The sequence below is a fragment of the Streptomyces sp. NPDC058773 genome, assembly GCF_042746015.1.
Classification (GTDB): Bacteria; Actinomycetota; Actinomycetes; order Streptomycetales; family Streptomycetaceae; genus Streptomyces.
This window is the reverse complement of the sequence record NZ_JBHYPE010000066.1, coordinates 1-24,607: the sequence shown is the minus strand read 5'-3', so window position 1 is coordinate 24,607 and position 24,607 is coordinate 1. Positions and strand designations below refer to the sequence as shown.

Here is a 24,607-nt window from a genome sequence, read left to right as displayed (position 1 = left end):
AGGGGTGATCGTGAAATCCGGTGGTGACATCCGGCGATTCAGTCTCTAGGGTTCCTGAATATGGATATGCACACTGTGGTGCTGGGGACGTCCGGCACGACCGCACAGGACGTCATCGCGGTGGCTCGGGGCGCGGCCCGGATCGAGCTGTCCGGGGAAGCCCTCGCGGCCGTCGCCACCTCCCGCGCCTTCATCGACGAACTCGCCGCCAAGCCCGACCCCGTCTACGGCGTCTCCACCGGCTTCGGTGCCCTCGCCGTCCGCCACATCAGCCCCGAGCTGCGGGTCCAGCTCCAGCGCAACATCGTGCGTTCGCACGCGGCCGGGATGGGCCCGCGGGTCGAGCGGGAGGTCGTCCGCGCGCTGATGTTCCTGCGGCTGAAGACGCTCGCCTCCGGGCACACCGGGGTCCGCCCGCTGGTCGTCGAGACCATGGCCGCCCTCCTCAACGCCGGCATCACCCCCGTGGTCCACGAATACGGCTCGCTCGGCTGCTCCGGCGACCTCGCGCCGCTCTCCCACTGTGCGCTGGCGCTGATGGGCGAGGGCGACGCGGAGGGCCCCGACGGTGTCGTACGGCCGGCCGGTGAGCTGCTGGCCGCGCACGGCATCGAGCCCGTCGAGCTGCACGAGAAGGAGGGCCTGGCCCTCCTCAACGGCACCGACGGCATGCTCGGCATGCTCGTGATGGCCTGCGCCGACCTCGCCCGGCTGTTCACCTCGGCGGACATCACCGCGGCGCTCTCCCTGGAGGCGCTGCTCGGCACGGACAAGGTCCTCGCGCCCGAGCTGCACGCCATCCGCCCGCACCCCGGACAGGCCGCCTCCGCCGCCAACATGGCCAAGGTGCTGGCCGGTTCGGGCTTCACCGGTCACCACCAGGACGACGCCCCGCGCGTCCAGGACGCCTACTCCATCCGCTGCGCGCCGCAGGTCGCGGGCGCAGGCCGGGACACCCTCGACCACGCCCGGCTGGTCGCCGACCGCGAGCTGGCCGCCGCCGTCGACAACCCCGTCGTCCTGCCCGACGGCCGGGTCGAGTCCAACGGCAACTTCCACGGCGCCCCGGTCGCCTACGTCCTGGACTTCCTGGCCATCGCCGCCGCCGACCTCGGTTCCATCGCCGAGCGCCGTACCGACCGGCTCCTGGACAAGAACCGTTCACACGGGCTGCCCGCGTTCCTGGCCGGCGACCCGGGTGTCGACTCCGGCCTGATGATCGCCCAGTACACCCAGGCCGCGCTGGTCAGCGAGCTGAAGCGGCTGGCCGCACCCGCGTCGGTGGACTCCATCCCGTCCTCCGCGATGCAGGAGGACCATGTCTCGATGGGCTGGTCGGCGGCGCGCAAGCTGCGCACCGCGGTCGACAACCTGACCCGGATCATCGCCGTCGAGCTCTACGCGGCGACCCGCGCCATCGAGATGCGTGAGGGCCTGACACCGGCTCCCGCCACCCGCGCCGTACTGGACGCGGTGCGCGGTGCGGGCATCCAGGGGCCCGGCGAGGACCGCTTCCTGGCGCCGGACCTGGAGCGCGCGTACACGTTCGTGCGGGGCGGGAAGCTGGTGGCGGCCGTGGAGCCGGTCACCGGCGCACTGGCCTGACGGCGGCGGGGGCGCCGTCCGGTCTCAGCAGGTCTCGTCGCGGGTGCGGCGGACGGAGTAGCTGACCAGGCCGGCGCCCAGCGCGAGGCAGCCGACGCCGCCGATCACATACGGCGTGGTGTCCGGGCTGCCGGTGTCGGCGAGGAAGTGCGGGGCGCCGGCGGGGTTTGCGGTGCCGCTGCCCGTGGCGCTGTCGTGCGCGGTGGCCGACGGGCCGTCGGCGGTGTTCCGTGCCACGTCGGCGGTGCGGTCGGCGAGGTCCGGTCCGGCCGCCACCCGCAGGGCGGAACCCGACGCGCCGTCATCTCCCGCGGTGGCATTGGCGGAGGGCACGAACCACAGGGCGAACAGCACCGATCCCGCGGCCGCGGCGGTCAGTAGTGGTCGTCGTGCCGTCACGGAAGGCATCCCCCTTGTGGGTTCGGCAAATTGGCCGTTGACCTCAGATGTTAATGACCGCCGCGGGTCGCGGGGAAGTCGGGAGCCGTCCATGCCTAACCTCCGTGCTATGAGCAATGGTGAGACATCACGCTTTGTGCGCCTTCATGTGGAATTGATCATGGAGGTCACCGACGCCGACCGGCTGACCGGCGCCGCCGTCGGCTACATCGAAGGGGACCCCGCGCTGCCCGACGAGGAGCGCAGACAGTCGCTGGAGACGGTCCGGGAGGACCCGGCCGAGGCGCTGGCCCATCTGATCGACCCGTTCGACCTCGTCACCAAGGTGCCGGGGGCCGAACTCGCACAGGCCTCCTGGAGCAGCGAGGAGCTGACCGACTACGACCCGGACGCCGAGTGGGACGCGGCGGAGTGGGATCTGGCGGACGACGCGGACGGGGAGGGCTGACCGGCATTTCCCGATGGCCACGGCCCCCGTACGGCTCCCTGCCGTGCGGGGGCCTCCTATGTGTCCGGGATGACGTGCGCCGGTGCCGAGTGATCACCATTTGCCCGTTCCCACGGCATAAGTGGCCTTCCCCACACTTCGTGGAGGCATGGAACGGGTGAAACGGATAAGGCGTTCATAAGGCGTCGACCGGAAGGCCGGCGTCCATTTGGGCCGGCGTTCAGTTGGCTGCTTACTCGGGGAATCGTGCGGGAATCGTGCGAAATCGGTAGCAATGGAGATTCGTGTGATGACGGACAGCAAGCGCCGGAAGGGCCTCATAGCCAGCGCCGCGCTGCTCGGGGGCGTACTCACGCTGGCGGCGTGTGGCGGCAGCAATGCGGCTGACCGAGGCCAGGACGGTGCTGACGGCGCCCGGCACGAGAACAGCCGACAGGTGGACGAGGCGGCGGCCAAGGACGCCTCCGACGCCAGGATCACGATCCGTCCGGAGGACGGCGCGACCGACACCGGCCTCAACAGTGACGCGGGTGTCACGGTCAGCGGCGGAAAGCTGACCGGCGTCACCATGACCTCGGTCGAGTCCAAGCAGCCGGTCGAGGGCACGCTCTCCGCCGACGGCAGCTCCTGGACGCCGGACCAGCCGCTGAGCCGCTCGACGAAGTACAAGGTCACCGCGCACGCGGTCGACTACCGGGGCCGCAAGGCGGTGGAGAACTCCAGCTTCACCACCGTCGCCCCCACGAACAGCTTCATCGGGAACTTCACGCCGGAGGACGGTTCCACCGTCGGCGTCGGCATGCCGGTGTCGATCAACTTCGACAAGCCGGTCAAGAACAAGACGGCCGTCCAGTCGGCGATCAACGTCTCGTCGAGCAGCAACCAGCAGGTCGTCGGCCACTGGTTCAACGACAAGCGGCTGGACTTCCGCCCCCAGGAGTACTGGAAGGCGAACTCCGAGGTCACCCTGCAGCTCGGCCTGGACGGCGTCGAGGCCTCCCCGGGCGTCAAGGGCATCCAGAACAAGATCGTCAGCTTCCACGTCGGCCACGCGCAGATCAGCACCGTCGACACCAAGAAGCACGAGATGACCGTGGTGCGGGACGGCCGGACCCTCAAGACCATCCCGATCTCGGCCGGCAGCGACGAGAACGCCACCTACAACGGCAAGATGGTGATCTCCGAGCGGTTCAAGCAGACCCGGATGAACGGCTCGACCGTCGGCTTCAAGAAGCACAACGGCAAGGGCGAGTACGACATCCCCGATGTCCCGCACGCCATGCGCCTGACCAGCTCCGGCACCTTCATCCACGGCAACTACTGGGGCAAGGGCATCTTCGGCAAGACCAACACCAGCCATGGCTGCATCGGCCTGGAGGACGCCAAGGGCGCCAAGGACTCCAAGACGGACGGCGCCTGGTTCTTCGATCACTCGCAGACCGGTGACGTGGTCGACGTCATCAACTCCCCGGACAAGAGCGTCAAGCCGGACAACGGCCTCAACGGCTGGAACATGGACTGGTCGCAGTGGGTGGCCGGCAGCGCGCTGCAGTGACGGCCGCCCGGGACGGCCGGCCCGGCGCCCGTACCTGCCGGCTGCGCCGGGGGCCCTCCGTACAGTGAACGGGTGAGTGAGCGTGGAGAAGGCGGGCGCGGCGGGGCACCGTCGGCCGGGGAACTGGTCGGTCAGGTGCTCGGCAGCGTCCGTTACGCGCCGGACGGCGAGCGGGCCGAGGACGCCCTGGAAACGGGCGCCTCGATGCTGGCCGCGGCCGAGGCCGGCTGGGCGGCGGTGAGCGCGGCGGTCGTCGAGGCCGCCGTGGCGGGCGTACGGCAGTGCTGGGCGGGCGGCTGGCACCCCGCCGACCTGGCACGGATCGTCCGGCGTGAGGCCGCCGGCACCACCCTCGTGGCGCTGGTCGTCGACGCCGTCGCGGCCGAGGCGGCCCGGCAGCCGGCCACCCGCCCCGCCCCTGACCCGCGCTGGGCCGGGCAGCTGCGGCAGCTCGGCGCCGAGGTGTGGTGGCCCGCCGACACCGGCTACCTCGACGCGCTGGCCGGGCGCCGCCGCGCCTCCCGCTTCGAGACCGCGTACGACGTGCTGGCGGCGCTGCGGGCACTCGCCCGGCTGCCCCGCATCACCCCGCTCCCCGTCCCGCCGCCGGACGGCGCCCGGAGCGGACCGGCCGACGCCGCCGCGGCGCGTGCCCTCGGGCGGATCCGCGGTCTGCTCGCCAAGGCCGAGGCGACCGACTACGCCGAGGAGGCCGAGGCGCTGTCCGCCAAGGCGCAGGAGCTGATGGCCCGGCACAGCATCGACGCGGCGCTGCTCGACCGCGCGGACGGCTCCCCGGACGGCCGCACCGACGGCCCGTCGGCGATCCGTATCGGCATCGAGGGCCCCTACGAGCAGGCCAAGGCGCTGCTGCTCGACGCGGTCGCGGCCGCCAACCGCTGCCAGGCCGTCTGGGCCGCCGACGTCGGCTTCTCCACCGTCATCGGCTTCGTCCCCGACCTGGAGGCGGCCGAGATGCTCTACACCTCGCTGCTGCTCCAGGCCACCGCCGCGATGAACCGCGCGGGCGACGCCCTCCCCGGAGCCCGGAAGAAGCAGGGCGGTGCCTCCGGTGCCCGCGGCCGTTCCCGCCGCAGCCGGGACTTCCGCCAGACCTTCCTCGTCGCCTACGCGGACCGCATCCGCGACCGGCTCGCGGCGGCCACCGCCACTGCCACGGCCGCCGCCAGCGCCGAGTCCGGCCCCGCGGCCCCCGACCTCCTCCCGGTCCTCGCCGCCCGCGCCCTCGCCGTCGAACGGACCACCGGCGCCCTCTTCCCGGACACCGCCCCCGTCCGTCTCCGCGGCGTCCGCGACATGGACGGCTGGCACCAGGGCAGAGCGGCAGCGGACCGGGCACGGCTGGGGGAGGGGGCGTCGCGCGGGTGAGGGCGGGAACGGGAGCGCCGGGCTGGTGCAGCGGGTACGGATTACGCCAGCAGCCCGCGCTCCAGCGCGGTGATCACGGCCGCGGTCCGGTCCGACACCTCCAGCTTCTTGAACGCCCGCAGGAGATGGGTCTTGACCGTCGCCTCACCGATGAACAGCTCCCGGCCGATCTCGGCATTGGTCAGCCCCTGGCTGACCAGCCGCAGCACCTCGCACTCCCGGCCGGACAGCACCGGCGCCTCCACCGCCCGCGCCCGGAACAGCTTGGGGGCCAGCGAAGGGGTCAGCACGGTCGCCCCGCGCGCCGCACCGTGCACCGCGTCGATCAGCTCCGCCCGCGAACTGCCCTTGAGGAGATAGCCGGCCGCGCCCGCTTCCACGGCGCGCAGGATGTCGGCGTCGTCCTCGTAGGTGGTGACGATGACGACCTTGGTGTGCGGCGACCGCCGCAGGATGTGCCCGGTGGCCGCGACCCCGTCCATCGCGCCCATCCGCAGGTCGAGCAGTACGAGATCCGGGCTCAGCCGTTCCGCCAGCGTCACGGCCTCCTCACCGGAACCCGCCTGCCCGACGACCGCGATGCCCGGGTCGGATTCGAGCATGGCGCACAGGCCCTCCCGGACGACGGGATGATCGTCCGCGAGCAGCACCCGCACGGCGGCCGGGTGCTCAATGCCTGTCATGTGCGGCGCCCTTCGCCCGTATGCCCGTCATGTGCCTGTGCCCTTCGCCTGGTGCTGTGTTCTCAACGCCCGCCATGCGGCGTGCCCTTCAGCCGCCGCCGTCCACTCCGGCCGGCCCGTCCAAGGGCACCTTCACCTCGACCGTGGTGCCCGCCCCCGGCGCGCTCACCACGCTCATCGCTCCGCCGATCTCCGCCACCCGGGCCGCCATCCCCCGCAGCCCGAATCCGCCGCGCCCGTCCGCGCCACCGGACCCGTCCTGACGGGAGGACGCTCCCCGGCCGGAGGGCTCTCCCTGACCGACTGCCGTGTCCTGACCGGCGGTTGGGTCCCGGCGGTCCCCCGCCCCGCCGCGTGCCGTCGCCGCCTCCGTCGCGTCGAACCCCTTGCCGTCGTCGGTGACCAGGAGCCCGACCTGCCCCTCGCCGTACCGCAGTACGAGGTCCACCGCACCGGCGTCGGCGTGCTTGCGCACATTGGCGCCAGCCTCCTGCGCGGCCCGCAACAGGACGACATTGACCGCCATCGGCAGCGGACGCTCGTCCCCCTCGACGGCGAACCGGGCCAGCAGCCCGGTCTGCGCGGCCAGCCCGTCCGCCTGCCGGCGCAGCGCCTGCGCCAGGGAGCGCTCCCGCAGCGAGGCGGGCGTCCGGTCGGCAACGAACGCGCGGGCCTCCGCCAGGCTCTCCTTCGCCATCCGCCCGACCAGCGCGAGGTGTTTCCGGGCCACGGCGGGGGCGCCCTCCACCTCCGCATCGGCGGCCTGCACCAGGCTGATGATGCTGGTCAGGCTCTGCGCCAGGGTGTCGTGGATCTCCCGCGCGAGCCGCTCGCGCTCGGCGGAGATCCCGGCCTGGTGCGACAGCCGGGCCACCTGCTCGCGGTTTCGCCGCAGCTCCTCGATGAGTTCGGCGTGCTCCTTGTTCTGCCGTACCACCCGCTTGATCCACAGCCCGAGGAGTACGGACAGCGCGATCCCGAGCAGCGACGCCAGCAGCACGAACAGCACGAGCGGGGCCGTGGCACCGCCCCGCAGCCACAGCATCGTCACGGGGACAAGATTGCTGAGAACGCCCGCCGCCAGGGCCGGCCGGGTCGCCAGGCTCATCATCAGCATCGGGACGATCCCGAACAGCGCGAACGCACTCGTCAGATCGACCGCGGTGGCGATCCCGAAGAGCGCGAAGAGCCCGGCGGCGAAGCCGGTGTTCCGCCGGTCGCGCTCGTCACGGAGCATCAGCGGCCGCCCGATCCCGGCGTACCAGGGCACGACCAGGGTGAGCGCGCCGATCGCGATCAGCCGCCCGGTCTGCGGCACGGCGGAGGTGAACACCAGCCCCGTGGTGACCAGATAGCAGATCACGAAGTAGCTGTCCCACAGCCCGAACCAACGCATCCGTGTCTCGGGTCGGCCCCGTGCCCCGGGCGCGCGCCGCGCCTCACGCGTCACCGTGTTCATCCCCTGTATCTGCATCCGACCCTGCATCCGACCCGCATCCGGTCCCCGGCATCCGAACGGCCCCGCACCGGGGCGCCGGCGCCCCGTGTCGCCGCGCCCCAGTCCTATCACCCTGCCTCACCCCGTCCGCCGCGCTGTCCACCGACCGGTGGACAGCCGAATCCACCGGCCGGTCGTACCCCCACAACAAGGCCCCGCCATAACGTCGTTGACGGCGGCCGGAGGTTATCCATGGATATCCCGGAATCCGCCGCAGCTACAGACCTCGCAGCCTTGCGGAAAGGCCCCGGATTTCCATGAACAACCTGAGTCAGTTCGTCATCGCGCTGATTGCCGGCGCGAGCATTCTCACCATCATCCTGGCGACCGACCTGGGCCGGCGCCGGGTCACCAACATGCGGATGCTGCGCTCCGTGCTCGCGGTCGCCGTCATCATCGCGATCTTCGTGCACTCCTTCCCGACCTCGGGGAACGCACCGTCCTTCCAGCTCATCGGTGTCGGCGTGGGAGTGATCTGCGGACTGATCGCGGGTGCGCTGCTCCCCGCCCACCGCGGCGCCGACGGCCAGATCTACACCACCGGCGGATTCGGATACGCCCTCGTCTGGATCGTCCTCTCCAGCGCCCGGGTCCTTTTCGCCTATGGCGCCGAACACTGGTTCGCGGAAGGCCTGGTCCGTTTCAGCATCGAAAACGAGCTGAGCGGTCCGGACGTCTATGCAAACGCCTTCGTCTTCATGTCCCTTGCCATGGTTCTCACCCGCACCGCGGTACTGGTCACCAAGCGCCGCCGCATTCGCCTTGCGGCCGCGGAGCCAGGCCGGACGGAGGAGCAGCCGGCCCGGGTCTGAGGGGCGGAGCGCCGGAGTGCTTCCGCCCGGCCCGGCCCCTCAGACCGGCTCGGCCGCCCGTGCCTCGCCGCGGAACACCTGGGCCGTATGCCAGCGGATGTGCTCGGGGGCGACCCGGGCACTTCCGCGTTGCGGGCCGACGAGCAGCCGGCCGGCACCTCTCCTCGATGATTGAACGGAGGCGGTGGGCCGGACGTACAGATAACGGCGGCCTGAATCTCCGGTTCCGGTCCGTCGTGCCACCACCGGGCCCCGCACGGAAGGACCTTCGGGTTGCCGCACTCCACCGACACCGCCAACTCCCCCCATCCCTCTGCCTCGGACGCGGAACCCCTGGACGCGCAGGCCCTGGACGAGGACGCCCCGGAGGCCGCGGCCACGGACGCGCCGGACGCGGACGTCCCGGACCCGGACAACCCGGACGCCCCGGATGCCCAGGACGCGGACGCCCCGCCCCCGACCGCCGCTGCCGCCGACACCGTCCCCACCACCCCCACCACCTGGCGCGACCGCCACCCCGCCGCGGCGCGGGCCCTCTCCGTCACCGTCACCGCGCTGGCCGCCGTGCTGGTGCTCGCCGCGCTCCTGCTGCCGAACCAGCTCACCCGCCTCACCCCCGGCGAGTTCCTGCGCATCCCGGTGGAGGGGATCTTCGGTGCGGCGCTGCTGCTGCTCCTGCCGCCGAGGGCGCGGCGGGTGGCGGCCGTGGCCGCCGGTGTGGGCCTCGGCCTGCGGACCCTGCTGAACTGCCTGGACATGGGCTTCTACTCGGTGCTCGCCCGCCCCTTCGACCCGGTGCTCGACTGGATTCTGTTCGACGACGCCGAGTCGTTCCTCAAGGACTCGATAGGCCCGGCCGGCGCGGCCGTTGCCGTGATCGGCGTCGTGGCCCTCGTGCTCGCCCTGCTCGTCCTGATGACGCTGGCGGTCGTCCGGCTCAGCCGCCTCATGGTCCGGCACGGTGCCGTGGCGACCCGTACCACCCTCGTGCTCGGGACCGTATGGATCACCTGCGCGGCGCTCGGTGTGCAGCTCGCCGGCGTCCCGGTCGCGTCCACGAACACGGCCGACCTCGTCCAGGACAGCGCCCAGCGGCTGCGGGCCAGCCTCGCCGACCAGCGGGTGTTCGCCAAGCAGGCGGGCGTCGACGCGTTCCACGGCACCCCGCCCGACCAGCTGCTGACCGGGCTGCGCGGCAAGGACGTGATCTTCACCTTCATCGAGAGCTACGGCCGCAGCGCGATCACGGACCCGGCGATGGCGCCGCAGGTCGACGCGGTGCTCAAGGACGGCACCAAGCGGCTGCGCAAGGCCGGCTTCGACTCCCGGAGCGCCTGGCTCACCTCACCCACGGCGGGCGGCGGCAGCTGGCTGGCCCACTCCACCTTCCTGTCCGGCCTGTGGATCAACAACCAGCAGCGCTACCGCACCGTCACCTCCAGCAACCGCATGCCGCTCACCGACGCCTTCAAGCGCTCCGGCGCCTGGCGGACGGCCGGCATCATGCCGGGCGTCACCCGCTCCTGGCCCGAGGGCAGGTTCTACGGCCTCGACCACGTCTACGACACCCATCATCTCGGCTACAAGGGACCGCAGTTCAGCTGGTCACGGGTGCCCGACCAATACAGCCTGTCGGCCTTTGAACGCCTGGAGCACGGCAAGCGGCACGCCAAGCCGCTGATGTCGGAGATCATCCTCGTCTCCAGCCACAACCCCTGGGCGCCCATCCCCAAGATGATCGGCTGGGACGAACTCGGCGACGGCTCCGTCTACCACGCCATCAAGAAGGCGGGTAAGGACCCCAAGGAGGTGTGGAAGGACCCCGCGAAGGTGCGCACCGAATACCGCCGCGCCATCCAGTACTCCCTGCACAGCCTCGTCTCGTACATGGAGAAGTACGGCAACAAGAACACCGTGCTCGTCTTCCTCGGCGACCACCAGCCCGTCCCGGCCGTCACCGGCGAGAACGCCAGCCGCGACGTACCGGTCGCGGTCGTCGCCCACGACCCCGCGGTACTGGACCGGATCAACGGCTGGCACTGGCAGAAGGGCCTCCAGCCCGGCCCGAAGACCCCGGTCTGGCGCATGGACACCTTCCGGGACCGCTTCCTGACGGCCTACGGGCCGAGGCCGGGGGAGACGTCGGCGGAGAAGCCGGGGCGGGCGGGGCGCTGACGGGCTGCGGGGCCGGGGCGTAGGGCCATCGGTCGCGGTACCGCCCCGTCGCTCACGTCCCCGTCGCTCACGTCCCCACCGCTCATGCCCCCGCCGTCAGCCCGTCGATCATCCGGTCGAGGAGGCGGTCGAACACGGCCTGCGGTGCCGAGTCATGGCCCGGCACCGCCAAGGCCTGCGCAAGGTGCGGATAGTGGCCCCCGGTGGCAACGGACCGGAGGTAGCGGGCCTGCGCGTCCAGGAGTTCGCCGGAGCTGGGGCCACCGGCCTCGACCGCCCGCTCCTGGGCGAGTTCATAGGAAACGTGGCCGGCCACGAAGCCGGTGAGCAGGCTGAACGTCTCCAGCCGGGCCGAGGCCTCCAGACCGACGGGGGCGAGGACGGCGAGGGCGTACTCCAGGGCGGCGAGCGCATTGGGGCCGAATGTCTGCCGGGCCGAGAGCGCCGCGGGCAGCCACGGATGGCGCCGCATGATCGTGCGCTGCTCCTGCGCGAACTGCCGCAGGTCGGCCCGCCAGTTGCCGGACGGTGCCGCCGGCAGCCGATGGTCGCCGCTCACCTGGTCGATCATCAGCTCCAGCAGCGTCTCCTTGTTGGGGACGTAGCTGTAGAGGGACATCGTGCCGGCCCCGATCCGGGCCGCGACCGCGCGCATGGTGACCGCGGCGAGTCCCTCGGTGTCGGCGAGGGCAACGGCCGCCTCGGTGATCGCGGCGCGGCTGTGCGCCGGCGGCCGCCCCCGCCGCGGACGCTCCGCCGGCGACCAGAGCCGCTCGGGATCCACACCGGCACTACGGCCGGACGAGCCTGTACGGGGCACGGCAACCTCTCCTCACTCCTGACGCCATCCAACCACCCCCTCCCCTCACACACCGCACGCCGTACGGAAACGCGAACCCCGGCTGTACGGAGAGGGGATGACGCCGCCACCAAGCGAGCCGCTCCGGCTGCATTCGCCGACGGGCGGGCGCGGAAACCGCCGGACCTCAGCTCTGCGCGACCGGCCGGACGACGACCTCGTTCACATCGACCGCGGCGGGCTGCTCGATGGCGAACGCGATGGCGCGGGCGATCGCGTCCGGAGGTATCGCGATGTCGTCCCGCATCTTCGTGATCTCCGCTCGCACCCGGCTGTTGCTGGACGCCTCGGCGAAGTCCGTGGCGGTGACGCCGGGCGAGACGGTGGTCACCCGCAGCACGTCGCCGGCCTCCTGGCGCAGCCCTTCACAGAGCGCCCGGACCGCGAACTTGGTGCCGGCGTAGACCGCCATGGCAGGGACGACACGAAAGGCGGCCGTGGACGCGAGGGTGACGAAGTGCCCGGTGCCCTGCGCGCGGAAGACCGGCAGCGCCGCGGCGATGCCGTGCAGCACACCCTTCACATTGACGTCGACCATCCGGTCCCACTCCTCGACGCGCAGATCATCGAGCGGCGAGACCGTGCCGACCCCGGCGTTGCCGACCAGGACGTCGAGCCGGCCGAAGCGCTCACGGGCCAGCGCGACCAGGGCGTGCAGGTCGTCCGGCCGGGTCACATCGGTGCGGAGCTGCACGGCCGCGCCACCCGCCCGCTCGATCCGCTCCACCAGCTCCGCCAGTCGCTCGGTCCGACGCGCACCGAGAACCACCCGTGCCCCACGCTCGGCGAGCAACAACGCGGTCGCCTCCCCGATACCGCTGCTGGCTCCCGTAACTGCCACCACTTTTCCTTCAATTCCAGACATGAGGCGTTCTCTTCCTTCTCGGCAGGGGAGGGGAGGCCCAGGGGAGGGGGTCATAGCTGTCGCACGCCGTGCCGCCGCCGGAGCCGTCTCGCGCCGTCGGCGGCGTCCGGCCCTCGCCCACAACCCTCCAGCACGCTTAGCCTGGTATCCAGAACGTACTTATTCTGGAACTGAGGCTGCTATGCCACCGCCGTCCGGCCAACGCCAACAGCTGGGTGCGTTCCTGCGCAGCCGGCGGGAACGCCTCACTCCGGCCGAGGTCGGCCTCCCGCAGACCGCCCGCCGCCGCACTCCGGGCCTGCGCCGGGAGGAGCTGGCGCTGCTGGCCGGCATCAGCGCCACCTGGTACACGTACCTGGAGCAAGGGCGCGAGATCCGCGCCTCCGAACAGGTGCTGACCGCCCTGGCCACGACCCTTCGGCTCGACCGCCACGAGCGCACCCACCTGCTCCAGCTCGCCGGTCACGCACCCGCGGACGAATTCGAGGACCGCGACCCGCTCACGCCCGAGGCCGCAGCCGTCCCCCTCCTGCTCCAGCCCAGCCCCGCCTGCCTCATCGACGGCACCTACGACGTCCTCAGCCACAACCAGGCGGCCGAGGCCCTCTTCCCCCGCCTCATCGATCCCGAGGCGGGCCGCCCGCCCAACTTCCTCCGCTGGACCTTCCTCGAACCGGTGGCCCGCGACATCGTGCTCGACTGGGAGCCGGAGGCCCGCGCCCTGCTCGCCCGCCTCCGCACCCAGTCCGAACGCCACCCCGCCGACCCGCGATACGCCCGTCTCATCGACGAATTGACCACCCACAGCCCGGAAGCACGCGCCTGGTGGCCCCACTACGAGGTGCAGCCCCGCCACAGCGGCAACAAGCGGCTGCGCCACCCGCAACGCGGCCCGGTCGACTATGCCTACACCGCCTTCCACCTGGCTGAACAACCGGAACACACGCTGGTGATCTACGCCGAAACCCCAGCCGACCCGCCTCCCCCGGCCCGCTGAGCCAACGACCGGACACCAGCGCCGCCCCGGCCGGCCCCGGCCTCGGCCCCACACAATTCGCCACCGGCCCGTACGCCACCGGCCCGTACGCCACCGGCCCGTACGCCACCAACTCCTTACGCCACCGGCCCCGTACGCACGGATACCGCCACAACCGCCATTACCCGGCAGGCAGCTCGGCCTCAATGAGATCCGCCGCCCGCCGAGTACCACCCTCCCTCGCCATCTCCCCCTGTATGACGGCGAGTCGACGCGTCACCTCCGGGTCGTCGACGAGCGCGAGCACCGCCGCGCGGAGCGTGGCGGCATCCGCCTCCTCCATCGGAACGTGGCGGGCCACGCCCAGCCCCTGGAGCACATCCGCGTTCCCGAACTGGTCGACGGCCTGCGGCACGGCCACCATCGGTGTCGCGGTGGCCAGCCCCTCCTGGCTCCCACCCGCCCCGGCATGCGTGATGAAGGCATCGGCCTTCTTCAGAATCGCCAACTGCGGTACCCAGTCGCGCACTTCCACATTCTCCGGCACGTCCCCGAGCTCCTCGGCCGTGACGTGCTTCCCCACCTGCAGTACGACATGCCAGCCCGGCAGATCACCGAACGCCTTGACGCACTCGCGGTAAAACCTGGGCTGCTTGGTGAACGACGAGCCGAGCGACACCAGCAGCACGCGCTCGGCGCCCGCGGGCCGCTCCCAGTCGCCCTGCGCGGCGCGATCCCCCTGGCAGGCGCCGACGAAGGAGTGCACCTTCTCGTCGACCCGGTCGGCATTCGGCTGCAACGCCTTCGGAATGAGCACGACGGAGCGGCCGGGCCGGCCGACGAAGGGGTCAGGATGCTGCTCGATCCCGTTCTCCACAAGCCAGTTGCTGAACTTCTCGTAGTACGCCCGGCCGCGCTCGGTCGCCCTGGGCTCCGCCCACATCGGCTCGGAGACCTCCTCCTCGTACCCCTCCCACGCGACGAGGTTCGGCGAGAGCGAGACCGCGGGCACACCCCAGCGGTGCGCAAGGACCCGCGCCGGATACGAGGTGATGTCATGCAGCACGAGGTCCGGCTCATCCCCCCGATACGCCTCGATGAGCTGCGGAAGCGCCTGAATCGCGTCATCCAGGAACGGCTCGACGTTGTCGAGCAGCGTCGTCCCCCACGCCGACGGGTCGTCATCGGGCGACGGCAGCGTCGTCCGGTACAGCACCGGCTCGGCCCCGGTCTCAGCGACCTTCTCCTCAAAGAGATGCGGAATCGCGTACGTCACCCGATACCCACGGGCCACGAGTTCACGAATCACTTCGAGGCTCGGATTCACATGCCCGTGTGCGGCTATGGAGAACATGGCGATATGGGCAGGTCTGGTGTGTTCCAGGGTAGTCATGACCACAAGGTAAGCGAGACGATACGTCTCGTGCAATTTATTTTCGGCAGGTGCTTTCCCGGTGAGTGTCCTTCTCGGGGCCGCTTTTGACGGGCCGTCGGCTGCTTTCACGATCCCGATGCGGGACCCCCGCCTGTGCCGCGCGCTCAGTGACCGGCGGCCGTCGAGCGGAGGAACGGCTTCGCCAGGCGTTCCACCCGGCCGACGCGGTCTGCCGGGCGGGACGTCTGGCGCAAGATCCGGGAAGTTACTAGCATGCGCACGATCCGGCCACCGCCAGGTCGGTCCGGCGATCTTCCCTGGAGGGCGGGAGCACGCTCCGCTGCAAGAGCCCGTTCGCATCTAGGAGGGAATGGTGTCGCAGTCCCGCAGACCCTTGAGTCGTCTCACTGGCTTGTTTTCATCGGTCGCCCGTTACACTGCGTGGCCCACCCGGTCGGGCCCCATCGGCTCCGCGGAGGGACGTAGTGCACGCCGCCGCAGGGAGATCGAGTGAAAGACGTCGAATCGGTTCGTACTGCCGTGTTCCGGGAGGATGAGTCCAGGCCCGGCGCGTTCCAGGCCAACGCGAGCATGGTGCAGGCGGGTTTCTTCTGCTGGGAGATCTCCACCGGCGAGGTGAGCTGCGATCCGGTCACCCTCGCACTGCACGGCATGCCCGAGAGCGGCCCGTCGGACATCGCGAGCTTCCTGGCCGCAGTACACGAGTCCGATCTGGCCAATGTGCGCGACGCCCTGGGGCTGATAGCGGAATCCTGCGGCAACTACCAGATCGAGTACCGCGTCACCTCCGGCGACGGCCGGCACCGGTCCCTGGAAGCCCGGGGCCGCGTCCTGCCCGGCGCCGACGGGCTGCCGGCCCGCATGGTGGGAGTGGTCATGGATACCACTGCCGTCCATGAGCGACACGAAGCGGAGCGGCGGCGGCTGTACGAGCGCGCCACCCGTGACCGCTGGATGCAGGAGCTGACCGCGGCTCTGGCCGCCGCCGTGACGGTCAAGGACATCATGACCGCCGCACAGGCAGGACTGCGTACCTTCGGAGCGGGTGCGCTGGCAGTGATCGCCCCGGAGGGGGACGGGCTGTCCGTCGTCGCCTCGTGCGCCGACGGGCAGGGGGAGGACTCCCTGCGCGTCCTCGACGCCACGGTCCGCACCCTCGTGGAGGAGTCACTCGACCGTAGGGCGCCCGTCCTCATCGGCTCCGCGGACGCGCTGATCAGCGGCTATCCGCACCTGGCACCGCTTGAGCAGCCGGCCCGGCAGGCGTGGGCGGCACTGCCGCTCACGGACTCGCGCGGCCGCGTCAGTTCCTGCCTCGTGAGCTTCCCCGAGCCGCAGGAATTCCTGCCCGAGGAGCGGGCCCTCCTGGTCGCCGCCATGGGACTGCTCGCCCAGTCACTGGAACGTGCCGGCATGTACGAGTCGGAACACGCGCTCGCCACCGAACTCCAGCGCGGCATGCTGCCGCGCGGGCCGCTCACGGTGCCGGGTGTGACCATCGCCGCCCGTTACCAGGCCGCCACCTCCGGGATGTGGATCGGTGGCGACTGGTACGACGCCATCAGCCTGCCCGACGGCGGCGTGGCTCTGGTCATCGGAGATGTGCAGGGACACAGCGTGCACGCCGCGTCTCTCATGGGGCGGCTGCGCACCGCCGTGCACGCCTACGCGAACGAAGGACACCCGCCCGCCGCCGTCCTGGAGCGCACCAACCGCCTGCTGGCCGAGTTGAACACCGACTCGGACCGGGCCCTGTTCGCCACGTGCTGCTACCTCGCACTCACCCCCTCCGACGGAACGCTCCGGGTGTGCCGGGCGGGCCATCCGGCACCGGCACTCATCACGCCCCGAAAGCCGCCGCGCCTTCTGGAGGTCCCCGGCGGCCTCCCTCTGGGGATCGACCGGAAGGAGCGGTACCCGACGACCCGACTGCGCATCACTCCGGGCAGCGTGCTGGCGCTGACCACCGACGGCCTGCTCGAGGCCGTGAACAAGGACATCGACCAGGGCTTCGAGAGGTTTCTCCGGGGGCTGCGAGGGGCTCCCACGGCGGACCTGGAGACCCTTGTCGACGACCTGCTCGCCGGTACGCAGAAGGCTCACGGCCTGGGCGACGACGTCGCTCTGCTCCTGGCTCGTCTGAACAGGCCCGGCCGCCGCAGCTGACCCGGGACCGCCCCGGCCTGCCTCAACTGGCTGGAATCGCCGGGCACTTGTATCCACGACCCACCGAATTTCCCGTCCGTGGTGCTGCCCGGTACACGGCGAAGAGTGCCAAAGAAACGAGACCTCTGTCCAACATCATCGACCGGCAGGGTAATTTACATCGGTGGTTGGGACTGCCTGGTCATGCTCCATGCGGGCCTTGGCGTGCCGCATCGGCAATGTCGCTGAATGCCGCGAATGGCAGAGAATTACCGAGAGCGAGCTGACGTATGGAAAACTTCCGGATCCCGGACCTTTGCATACCCTTGCCGGCAGCGCTCAATCCAGAACTCCAGGCGGCCACGGCGGCTGCTGAGGCCTGGTTGGACGAGTTCGGCCTGGTGCCCACCGAAGAGGCACGTCGGCATGTGCAGCGCACTCGTGTGGACCGGCTCACCGCGTGGCTGTGCCCGAACGCCTCCCCGGAGGCGTTGACGCTGATCACCCAGTGGAACGCATGGCTGTTCCAGCTGGACGACCAGTTCGACGATGACCCGGTGCGCGGATACCGCCCCGAGCAGTGGCGGGACGCGTTCGGGCCGTTGTTCGCCGTATTCGACGGAAACGTGACGACTGGGCGGCTGGCGCGTTCACTGGCCGATCTGTGGCGCCGTACCGTGGCTGTCCGCTCTTCCGTATGGCAGCGCAGATTTGTCCCGCACCTGTTGTGGTATTTCGACAGCTACCGGGCCGATATGATTCATCGGGAGGAAGGGCGCGTGCCCGGCCTGCATCAATATCTGGCCCACCGCCGTGCCTCATTCGCATTCGACGCCGTACTGGACCTGATGGAAATCGGTGCCGGTGTGGACCTGCCCGACCAACTGCATGCGAATCCTGCCTTCGCGGACATGCGAGAGGCAGTGATCTATGCGAATGCCTGCATTAACGATCTTTACTCGCTGCCCAAAGAACTCGCCCATGACTACGCGTTCAACGCCGTCACGGTGATCTGCCACCACCACCGGTGCAGCCTCCAGGAGGCGGTGGAACGAGTGGCCGTGATGCAGGCCGGATACGTCCAGCGCATCCTCGATCTCGAACAGGTCCTGCCCGGACGGCTGGCGCGCTCCGGCCTCGCCGACGACGTCATCGTCGACGCCCTCCGCTGCGTCAGGGACTTCCATGCCCTCACTGCCGGGAATGTCGCCTGGTCGAAGGAGACCGGACGCTATGCGGAGATAGAGGCCAAACCGACCTATCTGGCAGACTTGTTCATCCCGTAGGAACCGTCGGCTGCCGCCCCCGCCGCGCGTCAGGGCACCGCCGTGCACGCGGAGCTTGTGGGTGACACGGCTGCGCAGACGCTGGCGCGGCGGTGGCAACCTGAGCGGTTCGGCCGTGGCCCATTTATCCTTGACCTGGGGCACAGACCGACCTCGCCGGGGTGATGGAGATGCTCGACCTTTCCTCCGCGCTGTCCGATATCCCGCCTCTACGGGGCCAGGCGCCATGGCCCCGGCACGAATACGTCAAGGGCTGGGGCGTCTTCGGGCTGCCTTTTGACTCCGGTCATGTCCTCGCCCTGCGCGTCTTCCCGGAGAACTCCTTCGGTCCCTACCGCACGTTGTGGCATCGCACCCCGAACGGCAGCTGGTCGATCCACGTCGACGGACCACACCTGCACACCGCATGCCCCCGGTACTACGGCCCGGCCTGCGACCACACCGGCTATGCCCGGATCGGGCTCACGTGGACGGGCCCGGCCACTTTGCGGGTGACGATGGATTCCCCCGCCCTGGACTGGACCCTCACCGCCTCCACGACCCGCCTCCTCACATTCCTCAACGCCATCAGCGGGGCCCTGCCGCTCGCCACCTGGCGCCCCCGACCCCTGGTGCGGGCCCGCGAGCGCCTGGCCCGTGCGCTGGGCATGGGAGACCTCCAGCTGTCCGGCACGATGCCCAGCGGCCACACCGGAACGCTCATGCCACAGCGGATGTATTTCGTCGACGACGCGCATGCCCTGCTCGACGACACCGACCTCGGGCGCCCGGTCCAGCTGACGGAGAACCCGCGCATCGGCGACGTCTCCCTGCCGTCCCGCGGAGTCCTGGCCATCGGCCAGGCGACATGGGAGATTCTCGACCCGGCGGAATACGAACGCACTCGCCTTGAGACCGCCCAGGACCTCGCCCTACCGCGAGAGGGCAGTCCGTGACGACGACGGACCCCTCCGGCGGCGGATCAGCGGGGCACGCGGTGCCACGAGGAAGTAGAACCAACCGCCGGCGGCGTCCATGCGGCGCAGGCCTCCGGGCCGGGGACCGTTGCCGAAATCGCTGACGTCGATGCCGGTCCTTGCGCGGTCTACGAGCTGGCCGGCCAGACGTTCCACTTCCGCCACCACATGGCCAGGGATGCCACCCACCACATGATCGTGGTCGGGTTCGTACTCCCAGCGCCAGTCAGCGCTCACCGGGCCGGGAGGCCGATGGCGGCGTGGGCTTCGTCCAGGATCCGGCCGATCTCAGAGGCGGCCTGCCGTACCTGAGCCGCGTCGCCCGATTTGGCGGCGTTCTCCCACCGGCGGAGGTCCGCTGCTGCATCGGGGTGACGCTGGACGTGGACATAGGCGGCCCACTGGGCGATGAACCGCTGGAGCGGTGCCAGGTCGGAGCCCTGCCGGGACTGGTCGGCCGCTTGGTCCAACTCCCGGGTGAAGGCCGGCAGAGCTGCGGGGGCGATCTGACTGATCGCCTGCCGCAGCGCGGCAACCGTGGCAGGGGGCTGGGGAATGAGTGGCTGCCCAGCGGCGGAGGTGGTCATCACTTAGCTTGACCCCCGTCCCCCCCGATCCCGCAGTACCCCGCGGGCCTCTTGTCGAGGTACTGCTGGTGCCGACGCTCAATGGCCAAGGTGTGCACCTGCGGCGTACGCGAGGAGGTTCGCGAAGCGCAGCCAGCCCAGGAGGTACGTGTTCAGCGGTGCGTAACCTGGGCGGGTCAGGCGACTGATGTCGTGGAGAGTGTCGGTCAGTTCGTCTTGCGCCCGGCGGTTGAGGCGGCCGAGGCTCGTGAGGTACGCGGACGCGCAGGCGTCGAGACGGGCATGTAGGTCGGCGAGTTGGCGTGTCTGGGTGTCGCCGGCGAGCGTCTCATCGGGGTAGGCCGACCGTCGGAAGGCGGAGTGACGGTTCGCCACGGCTGCGATGAGCCCCACGCGGGAGGGCGCCGTTTCACCGGGCCAACGAGGTCGACGGAGATGATCGGTGTCGGCGGCCCGCGGGGTTCGCCGGCCGGCCGCCTTATCCGCGTGACGGCGAGCCGCAAACGCCTCCAACTCGTTGAGCCTGACCGCGCGACTTGCCTCCAGCGTGCTCAGCGCGCGCAGCAGCGCCGCAGGGTCTCTGCGCAGATCGGGAGAGGGACATGCCGTCGCGGCAAGATAAGCCCAGGTCGCATTGAAGCCGAGCGGGCAGTAGTGCCCGACGGCACACCTCAGTGCTGTGTGCCGTCGGGCGATGGGCAACTGCTCGTCGCGGACCCTGCGCGCGTAGGTTCTGAAGCCCACTCGAAGTCGTCAGCCTTCTGCCGGGGCAACGCCTACCGGGCAGCTCACGCCAGTCCCGCCGATGCCGCAGTACCCGTTCGGGTTTTTGCTGCTTGAAAGGTACTGCTGGTGGTATCCCTCGGCCGCGTAGAAGGGGCGGCCCGTGGCGGGGAGGATTTCGGTAGTGATGTCGCCATGGCCGGCGTTGCGGAGGACGGTGCGGTAGGCGTCGCGGGAGGATTCGGCGGTCTGCTGTTGGGCGGGGGAGTGGGTGTAGATCGCCGAGCGGTACTGGGTGCCGATGTCGTTGCCCTGGCGGAAGCCTTGGGTGGGGTCGTGGGACTCCCAGAAGAGCTTCAGGAGAGTGGTGTAGGGGACGACCTCGGGGTCGTAGACGACGCGGACGGCTTCGGTGTGGCCGGTGTGGCCGGAGCAGACCTCTTCGTAGGTGGGGTTCGGGGTGTGGCCGCCCTGGTAGCCGACGAGGGTGGTCCAGACGCCCTCGGTCTGCCAGAACTTCCGCTCGGCGCCCCAGAAGCAGCCCAGCCCGAAGTCGGCGATCTCCAGGCCGTCCGGATACGGGCCGACCAGCGGGTTGCCGAGGACGGTGTGCCGGTCGGGGACGGTGAAAGTCGGCTCGGGGCGGCCGGCGAGCGCCTCCTCCGGGGTGGGGAGCTGGTTCTTGAAGCGGGAGAACAGCATGGGGATCAAGCTCCTGGGGGCGAGGCGAGGCGAGGCGAGGCGAGGAGGGACGGGGCGGGGGTGAAGCTGAGGTCGGGGCGGTGTGGGGCTGGATCGGGTACGTGGCTGCGCGCCGGGCCGGATCGGTGGGCTCGGTCAGGGAACGCTGGGGGAGTGAGGGGTATTCCGGGCCGCCAGGTCGCCGGGGCGGGCCGGTCCCGGCAACCTGACGGCGCCGGTCATCGGCCCGTCGGCCCGTCGTCTGCGTCAGCCGCACTGCCAGGTGAACATCGCGCGGTCGAAGCGGCGTTCGGCGAGGTCCTCGGGGCGTATGAGCCAGTAGAGGACGCCGGCGTCGCCCCACATCATGTCGGCGTCGTGGTCCGTGTCGATCTGGGCGAGGAGGACCCAGCGGAGCGCCTCGTCCTTGATGCGGGGGTCGTCCCAGGGCGGGGTGCCGAGGGCACCGCGGGCGACCTCGGTTTCCACCGCGTCCTGCACCGGGTTCGGGTGGCCGCCGAGGCGGTGTTCGGTGCCTCGGAAGTGGTCCCACAAGGCATCCTGGAAGCCCTCGCTCCACAACGCGTGGCCGTCCGGTAGCGAGCCGAACTCCCGGTGGACGGAGGGGTGCCCGGGGTATGGGGCGGTGCTCTCCACGCGTGCCGTCAGCGGCACCTCGGGGTAGGCCTCGATTCCTTCCGGGGCCGTGCGGGTGGTGGTCGGGACGTCCGCGGGTACGTACAGCACGCGGGCGCCGGCCCAGGTGTCCGGCTCATCGGGCATGACGAGCGCGGTGCCGTCGTCGAGCTGCCCGTCGAAGTAGAAGAACGCCAGCGTGCCGTCCGGTGGCAGGGCGCTGCCGGGGGCCGTGGAGGGGAGTCCGGCGCAGTCGATGGCGGTGATGAAGCTGAGCGGGCCGTTGCCCTCCCAGACCGGCCACTCCTCGCCCTCAGGCAGCTCCGGGAGGCCGCCGAGCCGGCCCACGACCCGGTCCGTACCGGGGTCGGTGGACCTCTCCAGGCGCAGGCTCGGCCGCAGCAGGCCGATCCACCGCTCGGCGATGTCGGTGGGCAGGTGCGCATGGGCGAGCGTGTGGAGCGGGTCAGCGGTGCTCTGTGTCATGGGGATGATGATGCCCGGGGGCACTGACAGTCGGAGGGTGGGACGCCGGCGCTCGACCGGGAACAGTTTTGAGGCCGGTCTTGAGGGTGTTCAGACCGCGGGCTCCCGGGTGACGTCCAAGAGGTCGGTCTCCTCTTCCTCCCAGATTTCGTAGAGGGCATCCGCGCCGTTTTCATTGACGTAGGCGATCTCGCTGGCGGTAACGGGCACAATCGTCAGAATGGCCATCTCGGTTCGGCCACTGGCGTTCTGTACGGACTCGAACCCGTCCTCGATGTACGGGTGAGTCACGATCATGACGCCCGCCATGTGGAGGTCTTCCCAGAAGGGTTCGGGTGCGGGGATCACCTGGTCCACCTGCACGGCTTCCCCCATCCTGATGACCAGCGTCGCGGTGAGGGCAACCAGGGCCCGTGCGTAGGCTCGCTGGTCGGCGAGTACGGTGCAGGCGAGTTCCTGAGGCATGATCGTCGTGATCTTCTGGAAACGGAGCCCGTTTGTCACAACGGATACCAGGTCGCCGTCATCCGACTTGCAGAAGAAGAGGGAAAACCCGCGATTCTTCCCTTCGACGACGGGGGGTTCGGCGTCGTACACCTTGCCCAAAAACCCCTCGATGTGATCGGGGAATCCGGCGTAGGGCTCCGAGGTGGTCACGAGGGCACTCCATTCCAGTCGTCATCATCCGAAAGGGTTCATCCTACCGCCGCGCCCACCCCGGTTTCCGGAGCCATGGCCCGACTGTCCAGGCGGAGTTGAACCGCTTGACGGGCTTCCCCAATTCGGATCGTTCAGCATGTTTTTGCCGTAGTGCCCGTACCCGGGCTCCTTGGATTCTGACCCATGGCCCTGGTTGGTCACCGGATCCTCTACTTGATAATGCTTGGGGTCGTTGTACTCGTCGAGTACTTCCTTCCATTTGAACTGGCCGGGGTGATCTTCGACGACGCTCTTGAGGCGATGGAATTCGCTGTCCGGGACGTGCCCGAAATTGTAGTTCTGCGGCTTTCCCGACTTGTTTGGAGGGTTTGGCGCCGGTCGCGTGAAGCCGCTCCCATCGGTAACCCGCCGGCCTCGTTCATCGTATCGCAGGGCATTTCCCGCTGAGTCGCGCTCGCACGGTATTGACTTGCCGGAATTTGGGCACACGAAGTCTTCTCCGTTACTCGCCCTCTTCGCGTCCCGGAAGACGGAGAACTGCGTCTTCTTCCTTAGCGTGGGCCGCCTCTTCCTGTTGAGCTTGGCCAGTTCCGTGTTAACCGGCGGATTTGCGCCAGGCCTTGGTCCCCGCGTTGCTGGTTTGTTCCCCTTGTTGATTTTGGTGAAACTGCGCGCCAGATTCTCGTCGTTTTCCTGATGGTTCCGTTTCATCTGGCGCACGCCGTCAGTCATCTGCTTACGCAGGTGCTTCGCGGCAGTCCCGGTGGCATCCCGAATGCCGTCTGTGACCCGGTCGAGCGCAGCGTTGGCAGCATTGGCGATGGGGTCTCCCCGTCGCGTACGGCCTTGGTGTGTCCTGGCACGGTCGAGTCGGTCCCTGCCGCCGTCGCCGAGCGTGGCACCTCCCCTGTCGAGGCCGGCCACCGCGCCGTCATAGTCGGCTGGTTGGAAGTTGAAACCGCCGCTCGCCCCGCCCCCGCCGCTCGCCCCGCCCCCGCCGGTCGCGCCTCCACCGCCGGCTGATAGGAGCTCCATCTGGCCTGCGCCGGCCTTCAGGCCGTCCCTCCCTGCCTGAGCGGCCTGACCGACGTCTATGCCGTGTTTACCCGTCATGGCGTTGGTGCCGAGCTGCACCACTAGATCGCCGGCCATCGAGCCAAGTGCCTCATAGACCGGACCCATCGCCACGTCAACCACGTGACTCGCGATTTCCTCACAGACTTCTTTGAAGATCCTTTTCACGGCGGTGCGCGTAGCCTGTGTGGCGGCCAGCCCGCCGAGGGAGGAAAGTCCGAGCGTGAAGGGTGCCGAGGCGGCTGCGGCAATGATTTCCGCAGCAAGGATGCCCAACTGGACAATGGCGGCGAGCTTGGCGCCCATGATGAGCCCCGCCACGCCATCCATGGCTGTCGCAGCCATGCGTCCCGCTTCAGCCAGGTTCTTGAGGTGCTTTCCGCTTACCTTCCCCCAGTGCCCTTCCAGCGCTGCCAGGGCAGTCGAGCCACCGGATCCGGCCACCAGGGTGGCGATGGCGCGATGCGCTTGACCGACACCGTCGTCCACTTGGTCGGCGAACTCCCGCATCGCGTTCGCCATCTCGCGGTAGTCGTCCTCATCGACGTTCGGCCACGAAACGCCGATGAGATCCAACGCTTCGTCCAGCGCAGTAGGCAATGTCACGCCCATGGGAAACCCCGTTATGTTCTTCGCGGTCCTGCAAGAGGGCCGCTGGCCTCCGGGCCCGGCATGACTGTCTCCCCCTGTCGAACCGATGACCTGGGGGGTGG

At 70.0% G+C, this 24,607-nt stretch carries 22 protein-coding genes and 1 pseudogene; 10 read left to right on the top strand and 13 right to left on the bottom strand.

All coding sequences use genetic code 11. The annotated features are described in order from the left end of the window. Positions 1–60 precede the first annotated feature (60 nt). On the top strand, positions 61–1,605 hold the full coding sequence (gene hutH, locus ACFW5B_RS33115; protein WP_386448037.1) for a histidine ammonia-lyase: 1,545 nt from the start codon (positions 61–63) through the stop codon (positions 1,603–1,605). A gap of 24 nt (positions 1,606–1,629) precedes the next feature. Here the strand turns inward: hutH and ACFW5B_RS33110 are convergent, their stop codons facing one another. Further along, positions 1,630–2,004, bottom strand: coding sequence for a hypothetical protein (locus ACFW5B_RS33110; RefSeq protein ID WP_386448034.1), 375 nt, complete (start codon positions 2,002–2,004; stop codon positions 1,630–1,632). 109 nt (positions 2,005–2,113) lie between these two features. Between ACFW5B_RS33110 and ACFW5B_RS33105 the strand changes: the two genes are divergently transcribed. The 3 genes from ACFW5B_RS33105 to ACFW5B_RS33095 all read left to right on the top strand — a co-directional run bounded on the left by ACFW5B_RS33105 (position 2,114) and on the right by ACFW5B_RS33095 (position 5,396). After that, positions 2,114–2,452, top strand: coding sequence for a hypothetical protein (locus ACFW5B_RS33105; RefSeq protein WP_386448031.1), 339 nt, complete (start codon positions 2,114–2,116; stop codon positions 2,450–2,452). A gap of 289 nt (positions 2,453–2,741) precedes the next feature. Further along, entirely contained in the window at positions 2,742–4,007 is a 1,266-nt protein-coding gene (locus ACFW5B_RS33100) for an Ig-like domain-containing protein (protein ID WP_386448029.1), read from the top strand. 135 nt (positions 4,008–4,142) lie between these two features. Then, entirely contained in the window at positions 4,143–5,396 is a 1,254-nt protein-coding gene (locus tag ACFW5B_RS33095; RefSeq protein WP_386448056.1) for a DUF2786 domain-containing protein, read from the top strand. Positions 5,397–5,437: 41 nt separating this feature from the next. On the opposite strand, the gene ACFW5B_RS33090 is transcribed toward ACFW5B_RS33095, so the two are convergent. Further along, a complete protein-coding gene (locus tag ACFW5B_RS33090) occupies positions 5,438–6,079 on the bottom strand; it encodes a response regulator (protein WP_386448026.1) in 642 nt (213 codons plus the stop codon). 88 nt (positions 6,080–6,167) lie between these two features. Then, a complete protein-coding gene (locus ACFW5B_RS33085) occupies positions 6,168–7,475 on the bottom strand; it encodes a histidine kinase (protein ID WP_386448023.1) in 1,308 nt (435 codons plus the stop codon). A gap of 359 nt (positions 7,476–7,834) precedes the next feature. Here ACFW5B_RS33085 and ACFW5B_RS33080 point away from each other — a divergent pair, with 359 nt between their 5' ends. Then, on the top strand, positions 7,835–8,389 hold the full coding sequence (locus ACFW5B_RS33080; protein WP_386448020.1) for a hypothetical protein: 555 nt from the start codon (positions 7,835–7,837) through the stop codon (positions 8,387–8,389). 39 nt (positions 8,390–8,428) lie between these two features. On the opposite strand, the pseudogene ACFW5B_RS33075 reads toward ACFW5B_RS33080, so the two are convergent. Beyond that, positions 8,429–8,542, bottom strand: a pseudogene (locus tag ACFW5B_RS33075) (restriction endonuclease); the annotation flags it as partial. Between the two features lie 120 nt (positions 8,543–8,662). Between ACFW5B_RS33075 and ACFW5B_RS33070 the strand changes: the two are divergent. Further along, positions 8,663–10,564, top strand: coding sequence for a sulfatase (locus ACFW5B_RS33070; protein WP_386448017.1), 1,902 nt, complete (start codon positions 8,663–8,665; stop codon positions 10,562–10,564). Between the two features lie 82 nt (positions 10,565–10,646). Here the strand turns inward: ACFW5B_RS33070 and ACFW5B_RS33065 are convergent, their stop codons facing one another. Continuing rightward, positions 10,647–11,384, bottom strand: coding sequence for a TetR/AcrR family transcriptional regulator (locus ACFW5B_RS33065; protein WP_386448014.1), 738 nt, complete (start codon positions 11,382–11,384; stop codon positions 10,647–10,649). A 166-nt stretch (positions 11,385–11,550) separates the two neighbouring features. Beyond that, positions 11,551–12,288 carry an SDR family oxidoreductase gene (locus ACFW5B_RS33060; RefSeq protein ID WP_386448011.1) on the bottom strand — a complete coding sequence of 246 codons (738 nt, stop codon included), beginning with the start codon at positions 12,286–12,288 and terminating at the stop codon, positions 11,551–11,553. Positions 12,289–12,469: 181 nt separating this feature from the next. Here ACFW5B_RS33060 and ACFW5B_RS33055 point away from each other — a divergent pair, with 181 nt between their 5' ends. After that, entirely contained in the window at positions 12,470–13,285 is an 816-nt protein-coding gene (locus tag ACFW5B_RS33055) for a helix-turn-helix transcriptional regulator (RefSeq protein WP_386448008.1), read from the top strand. Positions 13,286–13,445: 160 nt separating this feature from the next. Here the strand turns inward: ACFW5B_RS33055 and mgt are convergent, their stop codons facing one another. Beyond that, complete coding sequence (mgt, locus tag ACFW5B_RS33050; protein WP_386448053.1) at positions 13,446–14,657, bottom strand: macrolide-inactivating glycosyltransferase; 1,212 nt, start codon at positions 14,655–14,657, stop codon at positions 13,446–13,448. Between the two features lie 522 nt (positions 14,658–15,179). Between mgt and ACFW5B_RS33045 the strand changes: the two genes are divergently transcribed. The 3 genes from ACFW5B_RS33045 (at position 15,180) to ACFW5B_RS33035 (ending at position 19,026) form a co-directional block, all read left to right on the top strand. Next, positions 15,180–16,826 (top strand): SpoIIE family protein phosphatase, encoded by a 1,647-nt coding sequence (locus ACFW5B_RS33045; protein WP_386448005.1) that lies wholly within the window; start codon positions 15,180–15,182, stop codon positions 16,824–16,826. 269 nt (positions 16,827–17,095) lie between these two features. After that, positions 17,096–18,091 (top strand): hypothetical protein, encoded by a 996-nt coding sequence (locus ACFW5B_RS33040; RefSeq protein ID WP_386448002.1) that lies wholly within the window; start codon positions 17,096–17,098, stop codon positions 18,089–18,091. A gap of 170 nt (positions 18,092–18,261) precedes the next feature. After that, positions 18,262–19,026, top strand: a complete 765-nt coding sequence (locus tag ACFW5B_RS33035) for a hypothetical protein (RefSeq protein ID WP_386448000.1) — start codon at positions 18,262–18,264, stop codon at positions 19,024–19,026. Positions 19,027–19,280: 254 nt separating this feature from the next. Here ACFW5B_RS33035 and ACFW5B_RS33030 read toward each other — a convergent pair whose 3' ends face one another. The 6 genes from ACFW5B_RS33030 to ACFW5B_RS33005 form a co-directional block, all read right to left on the bottom strand. Next, positions 19,281–19,634 carry a DUF6247 family protein gene (locus ACFW5B_RS33030; protein WP_386447997.1) on the bottom strand — a complete coding sequence of 118 codons (354 nt, stop codon included), beginning with the start codon at positions 19,632–19,634 and terminating at the stop codon, positions 19,281–19,283. Between the two features lie 78 nt (positions 19,635–19,712). Beyond that, on the bottom strand, positions 19,713–20,378 hold the full coding sequence (locus ACFW5B_RS33025) for a hypothetical protein (RefSeq protein WP_386447994.1): 666 nt from the start codon (positions 20,376–20,378) through the stop codon (positions 19,713–19,715). A gap of 9 nt (positions 20,379–20,387) precedes the next feature. Further along, entirely contained in the window at positions 20,388–21,059 is a 672-nt protein-coding gene (gene msrA / locus ACFW5B_RS33020; RefSeq protein ID WP_386447991.1) for a peptide-methionine (S)-S-oxide reductase MsrA, read from the bottom strand. 246 nt (positions 21,060–21,305) lie between these two features. Further along, positions 21,306–22,160: a YwqG family protein gene (locus ACFW5B_RS33015; RefSeq protein WP_386447988.1), complete on the bottom strand. Its 855-nt coding sequence runs from the start codon at positions 22,158–22,160 to the stop codon at positions 21,306–21,308. Between the two features lie 90 nt (positions 22,161–22,250). Continuing rightward, positions 22,251–22,817, bottom strand: a complete 567-nt coding sequence (locus ACFW5B_RS33010; protein ID WP_386447985.1) for a suppressor of fused domain protein — start codon at positions 22,815–22,817, stop codon at positions 22,251–22,253. A 24-nt stretch (positions 22,818–22,841) separates the two neighbouring features. Continuing rightward, positions 22,842–24,506 (bottom strand): HNH/ENDO VII family nuclease, encoded by a 1,665-nt coding sequence (locus ACFW5B_RS33005; protein WP_386447982.1) that lies wholly within the window; start codon positions 24,504–24,506, stop codon positions 22,842–22,844. Positions 24,507–24,607: the final 101 nt, after the last annotated feature.